12 protein-coding genes are annotated in these 14080 nt (G+C 38.5%); 10 read left to right on the top strand and 2 right to left on the bottom strand.

Annotated features, from left to right (window positions below; all coding sequences use genetic code 11):
* Window positions 1–130: 130 nt before the first annotated feature.
* Window positions 131–535 carry an aspartate 1-decarboxylase gene (gene panD / locus ACW6OJ_RS01510; protein WP_456095589.1) on the top strand — a complete coding sequence of 135 codons (405 nt, stop codon included), beginning with the start codon at window positions 131–133 and terminating at the stop codon, window positions 533–535.
* Window positions 536–741: 206 nt separating this feature from the next.
* On the opposite strand, the gene ACW6OJ_RS01505 is transcribed toward panD, so the two are convergent.
* Window positions 742–1857, bottom strand: coding sequence for an AI-2E family transporter (locus tag ACW6OJ_RS01505; RefSeq protein ID WP_456095588.1), 1116 nt, complete (start codon window positions 1855–1857; stop codon window positions 742–744).
* Between the two features lie 346 nt (window positions 1858–2203).
* On the opposite strand from ACW6OJ_RS01505, the gene ACW6OJ_RS01500 reads away from it, so the two are divergent.
* The 9 genes from ACW6OJ_RS01500 to ACW6OJ_RS01460 all read left to right on the top strand — a co-directional run bounded on the left by ACW6OJ_RS01500 (window position 2204) and on the right by ACW6OJ_RS01460 (window position 12360).
* The gene (locus ACW6OJ_RS01500) at window positions 2204–2596 is read left to right on the top strand and encodes a hypothetical protein (RefSeq protein WP_314494975.1); all 393 of its coding nucleotides are present in this window, start codon (window positions 2204–2206) and stop codon (window positions 2594–2596) included.
* A gap of 20 nt (window positions 2597–2616) precedes the next feature.
* Window positions 2617–4590 (top strand): excinuclease ABC subunit UvrB, encoded by a 1974-nt coding sequence (gene uvrB / locus ACW6OJ_RS01495; protein ID WP_455104156.1) that lies wholly within the window; start codon window positions 2617–2619, stop codon window positions 4588–4590.
* A 129-nt stretch (window positions 4591–4719) separates the two neighbouring features.
* The gene (locus ACW6OJ_RS01490) at window positions 4720–5292 is read left to right on the top strand and encodes a nitroreductase family protein (protein ID WP_456095587.1); all 573 of its coding nucleotides are present in this window, start codon (window positions 4720–4722) and stop codon (window positions 5290–5292) included.
* Between the two features lie 15 nt (window positions 5293–5307).
* A complete protein-coding gene (gene uvrA / locus ACW6OJ_RS01485) occupies window positions 5308–8133 on the top strand; it encodes an excinuclease ABC subunit UvrA (protein ID WP_456095586.1) in 2826 nt (941 codons plus the stop codon).
* Between the two features lie 380 nt (window positions 8134–8513).
* Window positions 8514–9776, top strand: coding sequence for a serine/threonine transporter SstT (gene sstT, locus ACW6OJ_RS01480; RefSeq protein ID WP_314494979.1), 1263 nt, complete (start codon window positions 8514–8516; stop codon window positions 9774–9776).
* Between the two features lie 196 nt (window positions 9777–9972).
* Window positions 9973–10491 (top strand): ECF transporter S component, encoded by a 519-nt coding sequence (locus ACW6OJ_RS01475; protein ID WP_412426934.1) that lies wholly within the window; start codon window positions 9973–9975, stop codon window positions 10489–10491.
* Between the two features lie 444 nt (window positions 10492–10935).
* Entirely contained in the window at window positions 10936–11484 is a 549-nt protein-coding gene (gene rbr / locus ACW6OJ_RS01470) for a rubrerythrin (RefSeq protein WP_456095585.1), read from the top strand.
* Between the two features lie 49 nt (window positions 11485–11533).
* Window positions 11534–11905, top strand: a complete 372-nt coding sequence (locus ACW6OJ_RS01465; RefSeq protein ID WP_293430107.1) for a Fur family transcriptional regulator — start codon at window positions 11534–11536, stop codon at window positions 11903–11905.
* A 68-nt stretch (window positions 11906–11973) separates the two neighbouring features.
* Window positions 11974–12360, top strand: coding sequence for a desulfoferrodoxin family protein (locus ACW6OJ_RS01460; protein WP_293430110.1), 387 nt, complete (start codon window positions 11974–11976; stop codon window positions 12358–12360).
* Between the two features lie 179 nt (window positions 12361–12539).
* On the opposite strand, the gene ACW6OJ_RS01455 is transcribed toward ACW6OJ_RS01460, so the two are convergent.
* Window positions 12540–14080: D-alanyl-D-alanine carboxypeptidase family protein (locus ACW6OJ_RS01455; RefSeq protein ID WP_456095584.1), on the bottom strand; the 1541-nt coding region annotated here is incomplete at its 5' end.

The following is a 14080-nucleotide window of genomic DNA, read 5'->3' as shown; positions in this document are numbered from 1 at the left end:
ATAAGATGTACTGGTAGATAGAATTCAAGTGAATCTATACTCATAAGCCGGTTTATTTGTGATTTTATTGGAGAGCTTATATTTAAAAAATGAGACTCAGGATCTCAGTAAAATTAAGGGGGAAATATCAATGAAGGTAGATATGTTATGTGGTAAAATCCACAGGGCTACAGTTACCCAGGCAGAGTTAAATTATGTAGGGAGTATAACTGTAGATGAAGACCTGCTAGATGCGGCAGGTATAAGAGAGTACCAGAAGGTTCAAATCGTCGATATAGACAACGGAAGTAGGTTTGAAACCTATACAATAAGTGGAGAAAGAGGCAGTGGTATAATTTGCCTAAATGGTGCTGCAGCTAGGTGTGTAAGTGTGGGTGACAAGGTGATTATAATGGCCTACTGTACATGCGACTACGAGGAGGCCAAGGACCACAAGCCTAGGGTAGTTTTCGTTGATGAAGACAACAAGGTTCACAGGTTGACACGCTATGAAAAGCATGGTAGAATTGAGGACTTAATCTATAATGAAGAGTAAATAGCTAATACCAAGTTCCTAGATAATTTTAAAAATAAACTGAAGATAAATTATATATTTAAAGGTGCAGACCAGGTCTGCACCTTTAAATTTTGCTTTAAGAATACTAAGTATATACAAGTTAAGTATAGGACTTAAATTCAAGAAGGTCTACTTTAAATCAGATGATTCTTAAAAGTTATTTCTTAAGTTGCCAAAAGGTGCTTCTAGTCAAGTGCCTTCTGGTGTTTGTTTACATAGTCTTTAAGAATCTTATATAAGCTGGCTATTATTGGGACACCAAGCACAATTCCAGTAATTCCAAACAAACCACCACTGATTATGATTGCTACAAATACCCAGATTCCAGGTAGGCCTATAGAAGAGCCCACAACCCTAGGGTATATTAGGTTGCCCTCTAGCTGCTGTAGGACTATTAGGAATACTATAAAGGCGATGGCCCTGACAGGGTTCACAGATAAGATCATCAGGAAGCCAAAAAGTCCGCCTAAGTAGGCACCTACCATTGGTATTAAGGCTGTTACACCGACAACTGAACCTATCATGAAGGCATAAGGGAAGCCAAAGATTAGAAGACCCACAGAGCATAGGACTCCAAGTATTATTGCCTCTAAAAACTGGCCTACAAAAAATGCCTTGAAGGTTTGATCTGTAACCTTAAGCAGGTAGTAAAGTCTGTCTAAAATATGCTGGGGTACAAAGGTAGCAAATAGTCTAGTAAATTGACTCTTTAGTACCTCCTTGCTAGCAAGTATATAGATGGCTATGATCAAGGCAATTACAATATTAGCGATTGCACTAAAGACTGAATTGATAATATTAAGTATGCCACCAGCCCAAGTAGTTGATAGGCTTACTAGCTTCTTTAAAATTTCCTGGGCATCTAGGTTGCTAGCCAGAAGCTTTGAATGGATCGAAGGGAATTCCTTTGATAGACCAGCTAAAAAGTTTATTATCTCCTTGTATATATCCGGGAAATTATTTGTAAAAATCACAATAAATTTAGATATCTGAGGAATGATAATCCTAGATACCAGCAAGATAATAAGTACAAAGAAGGCTAGGGCCAAAAGTATAGATATAGGCCTCTTCAATTTTTTTAAAGGTTTGGAGTTTAACCTATCCAGTAGTCTCTTCTCCACGTTTTCAACTATTATATTTAGTATAAAGGCTATAAAACAGCCTAGTAGTATTGGGCTAAGCACTGTAAGTATCTTGTCCAATATAGAATATATATCCTTAATATTTAATACTACCAGGGCAGTTAGGCCAAAGACCAGACTGATAAATACGATTCTTCTCTTAAAATTTATGCTATTCATATGTCCTCCTTTAGCTTCTATATCATATGTGAAAGGTCACATAGGCAAATCTCTATTTAAATTATACAATTTAAACACAATCTTAATACGATTTTACATTATAAAAAAATATAATACAAGTAGGAAAATTTATAAATTACCACCGTATATAGTTATATCTTAATATCTATTAAAGTGGTATAATAGTAGTACAAAGTAAACCTACTTTGCTTTGTATTGCTATGATTTTTATTTAATATTCTTACCTTGCCTCATAGCTAGCCTCTGGAATTATATATTTCTATGGACTTATTTAGATTAAACATTTGGACTAGCTATAGCGGGTAACTTTAAAGGAGGTATTATCATGACAGACGTATTTAACAATGAAAGGGTTTTGGTATCCTTTAAAACTAAGAGGAGATTGAGCCTAGAAAAGCAGGGTACAAATATGGTAGCCAATTGTCTACTAGGACATAACAAGACTTCTGGACTCGAGCCAGATGTATACACTATTTACCTTACAGACAAAACCTTTTTTGCTGAATATAGCAGGAAGAGCCTACATGGAGGCCTACCTAAAAAGGTTACAAAGCTAGATATACCTTTGGCGGATATCAAAAAGATTGAATTCAGAATTAAGGATGGCCAGGAGTGTCTATATGTATTCACTGACTGGTCCAAGGAATATGATTTTGAAATTGGAGATGCAGCGGCAAAGGCGGCTGCAGAGGAAATAATAGCTTATATAAATAAGTAGATAGACAGGAGATGCACAGTATGGATTTTAAGTTAGTATCTGACTATGTGCCGACAGGAGACCAACCTGAAGCCATAGATAGGATAGCTCAATCCATAGAAGAAGGCAATAAATACCAGACCCTAGTAGGTGTAACAGGGTCTGGTAAGACCTTTGCTATGGCAAATATAATACAGCGAGTGAAAAAACCGACCCTTGTTCTTGCCCACAACAAGACCCTGGCTGCCCAGCTCTATAGTGAGTTCAAAGAGTTTTTCCCTGAAAATGCTGTTGAATACTTTGTTTCATACTATGACTACTATCAACCAGAGGCCTATGTTGCCCACAGTGATACCTATATAGAAAAAGATGCCAGCATAAATGATGAAATAGACAAGCTAAGGCATTCGGCCACAGCCGCTATCTTAGAAAGGGATGATACAATTATAATATCATCCGTTTCTTGTATTTATGGCTTGGGTGATCCCAAAGACTACAAGGAGCTGATGCTGTCACTAAGACCTGGCATGGTTAGGGACAGGGATGACATAATCAAGAGGTTGGTGGAAATCCAGTATGAAAGAAATGATGTAAACTTCATCAGGGGTACCTTTAGGGTTAGGGGAGATATTTTAGAAATATTCCCAGCAAGCAATGATGAAAAGGCCATAAGGATAGAGTTTTTTGGTGATGAAATAGATAGGATCACAGAAATAGACTATCTCACAGGTAAGGTGGCTGGGCAGAGAAACCATGTGGTAATATTCCCAGCATCCCACTATGTAACTACGCCTGAAAGAATAGAAAGAGCAATTGGGACTATAGAAGAGGAGTTAGACCAGGCTATAAAGGACTTTAAGGCCCAGGACAAGCTACTTGAAGCCCAGAGGATAGAGCAGAGAACCAAGTACGATATAGAGATGCTTAGGGAAATTGGCTTTTGTCAGGGGATAGAGAATTATTCTAGGCATATAACAGGCAGGGCCAAGGGAGAAAAGCCCTATACACTAATGGACTTCTTCCCAGAGGACTACCTTATAATAGTAGACGAATCCCATGTAACCATTCCCCAGGTCAGGGGTATGTATGCAGGAGATAGGTCTAGAAAGAAGTCCCTAATAGAAAATGGTTTTAGGTTAGAGTCAGCCTACGATAATAGGCCGCTCAACTTTGAGGAGTTTGAATCTAACATACACCAGGTCCTATTTACGACTGCTACGCCCGGCCCATATGAAATGGAGCATACAGAGGTCTTTGCAGAGCAAATAATCAGGCCTACAGGTCTCTTGGACCCAACTATAAGCGTAAGACCGGTTGAAAACCAAATAGATGACCTTATAGTAGAAATAAATAAAAATGTTGAAAAGGGCGAAAGAGTCTTAATAACTACCCTTACCAAGAAGATGAGTGAAGACCTAACAAAGTACCTACTAGAGGCTGGTATCAAGGTAAAGTATATGCACTCAGATATAGTAACCCTTGAGAGGACTGAAATAATCAGGGACCTAAGGCTAGGCAAGTTTGATGTCTTGGTCGGTATCAACCTATTGAGAGAGGGACTAGATATACCTGAGGTGTCACTTGTAGCCATATTAGATGCTGACAAGGAGGGCTTCCTAAGGTCAGAAACATCTATGATACAGACCATTGGTCGTGCTGCCAGAAATGCAAACGGAAGGGTCATCATGTATGCTGATAGGGTAACCGACTCTATGCAGAGGGCAATATCTGAGACTGAAAGAAGAAGGTCTATCCAGATAGCCTATAATGAAAAGCATGGCATAGTACCTAAGACCATACAAAAGGGCGTAAGGGATAGTATAGAGGCAACAAAAATAGCAGAGGAAGTTGAATCCTACGATGTAAATGATGTAAGGAACCTAAAGGATGAGGCTGAAATTAGTCAGGCTATAATAGTTCTAAAATCAGAAATGATGGCTGCTGCTGAAAATCTAGAGTTTGAAAAGGCTGCTGAACTTAGAGACAAGATTATGATTTTGGAGAAAAAGCTCTAACCATTACCTATATCAGGATACCATACAAAAGACTTAAAATTACAAATTCCAGATAGGCTATAAATAACTAGTAATAAAAAGTAGTAAAATTATAAAGACAAATATATAAAATTGAAAGGTGGTAATACTATGAATTTCAAAGAATTAGTAAAATCAAACAGGACTTGCAGAAGGTATGATGGAAGACCTGTATCAAGACAAGAATTACTAGACCTTGTAGACCTTGTGAGGTATGCCCCATGTGGCAAGAACAAGCAGGCGCTTAGGTTTGACCTAGTGGCTGATGAAGAATCCAAGGCCAAGATATTTGAGAATATATTCTGGGCAGGCTACCTAAAGGATTGGCCAGGTCCAGTCGAGGGTGAGAGACCGGGTGGTTATATACTTTTATTCGAAGATAGTAACTATGGAAGGTGTATGACTGAGGATGTTGGTATAGCTGCACAGACCATTGCTTTAGGTGCAAGGGCAGAGGGCAAGGCAGTATGTATATTTGGAGCCTATAAGGAAAAGGAAATAAAGGAAGCCCTAGGCCTAGGAGATAATCTTAAGCTAGTTTTACTTATTGCTGTAGGCTATCCACTAGAAGAGGTTGTAATAGATGATGTACACGAAGGTGACGACATTAAGTACTATAGGGACCAGGACCAGGTCCACCATGTACCAAAGATTGTCACTGAAGACTTGTTGGTGAAAAAGTAATAGAAAGGGAAGATTTTGAACGAATACATAAGAATAAAGGGGGCCAGGGAAAACAACCTAAAGGCTGTTGACCTTGACCTACCCAGAAATAAATTTATAGTTTTTACAGGTTTATCTGGATCGGGTAAGTCTTCTTTGGCCTTTGATACCATATATGCTGAGGGCCAGAGAAGGTATGTAGAGAGTTTATCTTCATATGCAAGACAGTTCTTGGGCCAGATGGACAAGCCTAGCGTAGACTACATTGATGGTCTCTCTCCGGCTATTTCCATAGACCAGAAGACTACATCCAAGAATCCTAGGTCAACTGTGGGTACAGTCACAGAAATATATGACTACCTAAGACTCCTATTCGCCAGGGTGGGCAAGGTGCACTGCCCCCAGTGTGGCAAGCTGATCAGCCAGATGACCATACAGGAAATAGTTGATAGGGTTATGGAATATGAGGAGTCTAGTAGGCTTCAAATTCTGTCTCCGATAATTAGGGGCCAGAAGGGTAGCCATAAGAAGACCCTAGACTACATTAGGAAAGAGGGCTATGTCAGAGTAAGGATAGATGGTGAAAACTATGATATAAACGATGATATAGACCTGGAAAAGAATAAGAAACACAGCATAGAAATAGTTGTAGATAGGATAATAGTAAAGTCTGGTATTGAGGCCAGGTTGGCTGATTCAATCGAGGCAGCCGTAAAATTGTCTGATGGCCTGGTAATAGTACAGGATATTAGGCAGGAAGAGGAAACTATGTTTTCTACAAAGTTTGCCTGCCCTGACCATGGTATAGGTATCGAGGAGCTATCTCCTAGGATGTTCTCCTTCAATGCTCCCTTTGGTGCCTGTGATATGTGTAATGGACTGGGTGAGAGTAAGGAAGTAGATGTAGACCTAATAGTGCCCAATAGGGACCTAAGTCTTAAGCAGGGGGCTATTGCAGCCTGGTCGAGCAATGGACTTAATGACAATACCTACTACTCTATGATGATCCAGTCCCTATGTAAGGTCTATGGGGTATCCCTAGATACACCATTTAAGGATCTTCCAGATGACTTTGTTGAAGAGCTACTTTATGGCAAGGGCAATACCCTATTAACCTTTGAGTTCGACTCAAAGTTTAGTGGTATGAAGACCTACCAAAACTACTATGAGGGTGTAGTTGTCAACATAGATAGGAGGTACAGGGAAACTAACTCAGACTTTATGAGGGACAAGTTAGAGGACTTCTTTGCAGAAAATCCATGCCCTAAGTGTAATGGCCAAAGGTTAAAGCCAGAGGTACTTGCAGTAAGGGTTAATGGTAAGAATATAATGGAGGTCACTGACCTATCTGTTGAAGGCCTAATTGACTATGTTTCTAACCTAGAATTGAGCCAGAAGGACCAGGTTATAGCTAAGGATATAGTCAAGGAAATAAAGGAAAGGGCATCCTTCCTATACAATGTAGGCCTAGGCTACCTTACCCTATCAAGAAAGGCAGGAACTCTTTCAGGTGGCGAGGCCCAGAGAATTAGACTGGCTACCCAGATAGGCTCGGCCTTGATGGGTGTCCTATATGTTCTAGATGAGCCTAGTATAGGTCTTCACCAGAGGGACAATGACAAATTGATTGCCACGCTTAGGAACCTAACTGACCTAGGTAATACCCTTATAGTTGTAGAACATGATGAAGACACGATGAGGGCTGCAGACTATATAGTAGACATAGGACCTGGTGCAGGTATACATGGTGGTGAGATAGTTGCTGAGGGAAATCTAGACCAGATTATAAAAAATAAGGATTCGATTACTGGCAAGTACCTGAGTGGTGAGATTAAGATACCTATTCCTGAAAAGACAAGAAAGGGTAATGGTCTCTTCCTGGAGGTAAGAGGGGCTAGTGAAAATAACCTAAAAAATATAAATGTAAAGTTCCCACTGGGAAAGTTTATATGCGTAACAGGTGTATCAGGATCAGGCAAGTCAACCCTGGTAAATGAAATTCTCTACAAGGCTACGACTAAGAAGCTTAACAAGTCTAGGGTTAGACCAGGTAAGCACAAGGAAATCCTAGGCATAGAAAATGTAGACAAGGTTATAAATATAGATCAAAGCCCAATAGGCAGGACTCCTAGGTCCAACCCAGCTACCTATACAGGTGTATTTGATATGATTAGGGACCTTTTTGCATCGACCAATGAAGCCAAGGCTAGGGGCTATAAGAAGGGAAGATTTAGCTTCAATGTCAAGGGTGGTAGGTGTGAGGCCTGCAAGGGTGATGGTATCCTAAAGATAGAGATGTTCTTCCTGCCAGATGTTTATGTTCCTTGCGAGGTATGTAAGGGTGAAAGATACAACAGGGAGACCCTACAGGTTAAATACAAGGACAAGTCCATAGCAGATGTACTGGAAATGAATGTTGAAGAGGCCCTGGAATTTTTTGAGAATATACCTAGTATAAAGAGAAAGCTTGAAACCTTGATGGACGTTGGTCTATCTTATATAAAGCTAGGGCAGCCATCTACTCAGCTATCCGGCGGAGAGGCCCAGAGAATAAAGCTGGCTACCGAGCTGAGTAAGAGACCTACAGGCAAGACCCTTTATATCCTAGATGAGCCTACAACAGGCCTGCATTCAGAGGATGTAAGGAAGCTGATAGAGGTCCTACAGAGGCTAACCGATACTGGAAATAGTATTGTGGTAATAGAACACAACCTAGATGTAATCAAGACTTCAGACCATATTATCGACCTGGGACCAGAGGGTGGTAATAGGGGAGGTACTATAATAGCAAGTGGAAGCCCAAGAGAAATATGCCAGGTAGAAGAGAGCTATACAGGCCAGTACCTAAAGAAGATGATATAGGAATAAGGTAAGAAATGAAGCAAGAAATCAAACGAAAGAAAGCGAGTAATATACTAAGTAGCCTATTAAGTTATAAACAAAGGAATAACTAAGCAATAAAGCAAATAAAAATAATCTAGTTAGGTCTATCACCTAGCTAGATTATTTTATTGAAAAAAACATAGACAATATATCTAATAAGGTATAAAGGGATAATTGATATAAAATTAAAAGGTCTATTTTCTGATTAAATTTAAATTATAAACTTATTTTCCTTAATTTACATTCAATAATAAGGATAAATTCCTTGTAAATATAGGAAAAACGCTTTTTTTATATTTGATTATTCCTATATTTTGTTATATAATAGCTTTATCTAAATTAGTAGGAGGTTTGAGTTTATGAGAGATTTACTCAGAAAATGGAATAGCGTAAGTCTAGTTAAGCGTATCATCATTGGTATGGTTCTAGGTGCTATCTTAGGTGTGGCAGCACCAAAGGCAGTAGCAATAGGAATGCTAGGTACATTATTCGTTGGTGGACTGAAGGCAGTTGCACCAGTATTGGTTTTCGTTTTGGTTATTGCGGCTATATGTCAGCATCAGGCAGGGCAGAAGACTAATATGAAGAGCATTATTGTTCTATATCTAATTGGTACATTCTCAGCAGCATTAATTGCAGTAGTTGCAAGCTTTATGTTCCCAGTTAAGCTTATATTGGCTGAGGGAGCAACAGATGTAACAGCACCAGGTGGAATTGCAGAAGTTTTAAAGGCATTATTAATGAATATAGTAGACAATCCACTAAATGCAATTGTTAATGGTAACTACATAGGTATACTAACATGGGCACTTATATTTGGTTTCGCTTTGAGAAAGGCAGCTGAAGGTACTAAGAAGATATTCGTAGACATTTCAGATGCAGTATCTCAGGCAGTTAAGTGGGTAATCAACTGTGCACCATTCGGTATCATGGGTCTAGTATTTAACACAGTATCTACAAACGGTCTAGGAATATTCACAACTTACGGTAAGCTATTACTAGTATTGGTTGGAACAATGTTCTTTATAGCCCTAGTTGTAAATCCATTCATCGTATGGGTTTGCACAAGAACTAACCCATACCCATTGGTAATGAGGACATTAAAGGATAGTGGTATGTATGCCTTCTTCACAAGAAGTTCAGCAGCAAATATACCAGTCAATATGAACTTATGTAAGAGCCTTGGTCTAGACAAGGATACTTATTCAGTTTCTATACCTTTAGGAGCTACAATAAACATGGCCGGTGCAGCTGTAACAATAGCTGTACTATCATTGGCAGCAGCTAATACACTAGGTATTAAGGTTGATATGCCAACTGCTATTATACTAAGTGTTCTATCAGCTGTATCAGCTTGTGGAGCATCAGGTGTTGCTGGTGGATCATTACTATTGATACCTCTAGCTTGTTCACTATTTGGTATACCAGCAGACATATCAATGCAGGTTGTTGGTGTTGGTTTCATCATAGGTGTTATTCAGGACTCTTGTGAAACTGGTCTTAACTCATCAACTGACGTTCTTTTCACAGCTACAGCTGAATTAATGGAAAGAAAGAAAAAGGGCGAAAAGGTTGACTATGCAAGCGTAAAGGCTGCAGCAGCAGAAAATAATACTCTATAATTTAAGATTATTAAAGGGGATTGGCCAGGCCAATCCCCTTTTTATGCGTATAATTTTAGTCTTGTATAATCGATAAATTGTACCCATACAAACATAATAAAATTACCAGTATAATTGAATATTTCTTAAAAGTGTATTATATTATTTAGTGTAGACAGGATATGTCTCAAAAATGTAATTATATATGGAGGTTATTATGAGCGAACAGTTAGGAAGTAGGAAGGGTCTTCAAACAAAGGATATAGTCTTATGTGGTATATTGATGGCCTTGACAACTGTAATGACAATGATAGTGCAGATACCTGTAATAGGTGCCCATGGCTATGTGAATATGGGAGATACAGTGGTATTATTTACAGCCCTTTATCTGGGCAAGAAGCATGGGGCCCTAGTTGGTGGACTTGGATCGGCCCTTGCCGACCTTATATCCGGTTATGGAGTATATGCACCTGTGACACTTATTGCTAAGGGTCTAGAAGGATTTGTATGTGGTTTGATAGCAGAGAAGGTATCTGATAGGGCAGGAAGAATCATAGGTACACTTGTTGGTGGTACAATTATGGTTACTGGCTACTTTATAGGGGAAATCTTTATGTATGGTCTAAAGACTTCTGCAGCAGCCGTGCCAGCAAACTCTATGCAGGCCCTATTTGGTATAATTACTTCACTAGTAATATATGCTGGTGTATCAAGGGCCATGCACAAGTCTAAATAGGCTAGCTGAGACTAAGAGGCCTATAGAAGTAATAGACGAGTAATTATATTTCAGTATTATATACTAAGATAAGTATACAAACTAAAAAATAAAAGTGACTATTATAAGGGAGATTCCAGTAGGGGTCTCCATTTTCTTTTCTTGGAGTAGAATATGTGAAATTAAGAATAATTTTTTTAGTTGATTTTTGTTTGAAAGTATATAGCATGGGTAAACTAATTTATAGGTAAACTTTGTAGTTAGGGTTTTAATTGAGAATTGAAAACCTATTTCAAATAACAAATACTCTGAAATTAAAAGAAAAATAGTTAATAAAAATATTGACTATAATTTCAATTGAGAGTATAATTAAGAGAAATAACTATTATGTTTATTTTTAAAAAAGATTAACAACGTTAAATAAACGTTCAAAAAATTAAAATTTATTATGGGAGGTAATGAAAAATGACATTAGAATTAAAGGGAACAAAGACAGAAAAGAATTTACAGGATGGTTTTGCAGGAGAGTCTCAGGCAAGAAATAAATATACTTACTATGCATCTCAGGCAAGAAAAGAAGGATACAACCAGATAGCTGACCTATTCTTAGAAACAGCTAACAATGAAATGGAACATGCTAAGCTTTGGTTCAAGGCTCTTCATGGTGGAGAAGTTCCAACAACTGAAGAAAACCTACTAGATGCAGCTGAAGGTGAAAACTTTGAGTGGACTGATATGTATGTTAGATTTGCTGAAGAAGCTAAGGAAGAAGGTTTCAAAGATTTAGCTAGACTATTCGAAGGTGTTGGAGCTATAGAAAAGGTACATGAAGAAAGATATAGAACTCTACTTCAGAACCTAAAGGATGGTAAGGTATTCGAAAAGGAAGAAGTTGTACTTTGGGAATGTGCTAACTGTGGTCATATCCATATAGCTAAGAAGGCTCCTAAGCTATGTCCAGTATGTAAGCATCCTCAGGCTTTCTTCAAGGTAAGAGATGAGAGTTGGAGATAATTGACAACCTGTCGATTAGCTTCTTGTTTGAATGGTAGTGAGGTAATAGATGAAGTATTCTAGACAGAGAGAATTAATCCTAAATAACGTGATAGATAGCAAGGGTCATCCAACAGCCGATGATGTTTATGATGACTTAAAAAAGGCCAATCCAAGTCTTAGTCTTGGTACTGTGTACAGGAACTTGACTCAGCTTGAAAAGAACGGCATGCTAAAGAAGGTAAATATACCTGGGGATCCTGTTCGTTTCGAGGCCAACTTGACAGACCACAATCACTTTGTTTGTGATGACTGTAAAAAGATTAAGGATATAGATAATAATGTAGTTGACTTTTCAGAAAAGCTACTTGATGAACAGGGCCTAAAGATAAAGTCAAGCTACGTTATTTTAACTGGTACTTGTAGCGAGTGCCACAAATAAGTAAACAATTTATATTTATATAAAAAGATCCATCAAAAGGTGGGTTAGAATAAAAAGGAGGAAATGTAATGGCAAGAGAATTAACATTCTATAAGAGTAATAAATGTGGGAATGTCGTAGAAGTAGTAGTAAATGGTGGCGGAACACTAGCTTGCTGTGGAGAAGACATGAAGGAATTAAAGGCTAATTCTACAGATGGAGCTAATGAAAAGCACGTTCCAGTAATCGAAGTAGCTGGTAACAAGGTAAGTGTTAAAGTTGGTAGCGTTGCTCATCCAATGACTGAAGAACACCACATAGCTTTCGTTGTACTTCTAACTGAAAAGACTGTACAGAGAGTTGACCTAGACCATGTTGGTGAGCCAGTTGCAGACTTCGTAATAGCTGATGACGATAAGGTAGTAGCTGCTTACGAATACTGTAATCTTCACGGATTATGGGTTGCTAGAGCATAGTAACTGATATAGATATATTTGCAGGAGGTTTTAATCGTATTTAATCACTTGTGCAATATATAATTGATTTTTAAAAGCAAGAGTCTCGTATTTTGTACTGGGCTCTTGTTTTATTTTATATGTTTAAAAAAGAAGAACCCTCGAAAAGAGGATTCTTTTTATAGATATTAATTTAAATATTATTCTACATTATTGCCAGAATTTGGACCTTCATTAGCTTCAGCCTTTAGGTCTGACTCACTAAATAGCCTTACCTCTGACTGGATATCCGTCTGGTCTCCTAAATTGTGTTCAGCCTGAGCTGGGTTCTTATTTTCTAAGTCAGTCTGCTTAGACTGAATTTTAGGCTCAGGTTTACCTTCTAGTCTCTTTTCCTTTTTTACCTCAGACTTAGCCTTCTTCTTGCCCTTATTTTTAGGCTGGCCACCAGCATCCTTATATCTTCTTCCAGTTATGATATCCTTGATTAGGCTTATTATCAACCAAAGGATTATAAGAAGTATTAGGATAGGAAGTCCAAATATAATAAGTGGAGCAGGTACTGGACCAGTCTTGTCGCCTATTTCCTTGTTCAGGAACTTGTAGAAATCTGACTTCATTATGTTACCTGGAGTCAGGCTAGCTGGAGTCAGGTTAGAGATTGATCTCTTGGCATCAGAGAAAAAATCTCTGAGATTGCTAAAGATACCTAGGACACCATGTAGAGATGAAGAGCCTTCCTTCTTAATAGTGCCTATTAAGCCCTTAGAGGAGTCATTCTTTTTATCTTCAGTCTTCTTAGTGTCTGCCTTTTTAGGTTCTGATGTATTTGAAGAAGGGTCCTTCTTGTCTTCAGTCTTCTTAGTGTCTGCTTTTTTAGTATCATTAGTTGACTTCTTATCTGCCTTCTTGTCGCTATTTAAACCGAGCTTAGATAGGACTAACTGTAGGTAGGTCTGGGAGCTGTTTTCCGCAACTAGGCCTATACTAGATACCATTTCACCATTCTTATAGATGTTCATAGTACCGATTATATCTCCCTTCCTAACTGGCATTTCAAGCTTATCAAAATTATACTTGTAGGAATATCCCTTTATATTAGCATCATCAGTCTTCATAGCAGTTATGCTATAGTCATTTGCCAGCCTGTACTTTATTTTGCCTGGCTTAGCAAATTTGACTGATTTTTCACCCTTTATATCATCTGCCCTATAGATAGTGATGCTTTTATAGTTTTCTAGACCGTAATCGATTAGGGTTCTAGAATCATGATAAAGACTACCACCCGGTGCAAAAAAGACATTCGCCATCAGCCTGATATTACCCTGCTTAGCTGTTGATACTAGGCAGTTACCAGCGTCATCAGTGAAGCCAGTCTTGATTCCATCTACAATATCATACTTGATAGGTATAGTCTTGCCCTTGTAGTCGATAGTATCACTAGATGTTAGGAACTTGTTGCTGTTGACTAGGTTTCTTTCAACCTTTATCCTATCACTAGCCTTGAAGGATACACTCTTCATCTTTACTATTTCACTGATGGTAGGGTTACCATAGGCTATCCTAGACAAGATTGCCATATCCATGGCAGTAGTGTAGTGGTCAGTATCCGGCAGACCATGAGGGTTGTTGAAGTGGGTATTGTTAGCCCCATACTTCTTGGCCTCTTCATTCATATAATTTATAAAGTCCTGTGGGTTGCCACCACCAAAATGCTTGGCCAGAACATAGGCCACATCAT

It is taken from the genome of Peptostreptococcus sp. (assembly GCF_977045075.1).
The sequence above is the reverse complement of the archived record's forward strand: the minus strand, read 5'-3'. Positions and strand labels throughout refer to the sequence as shown.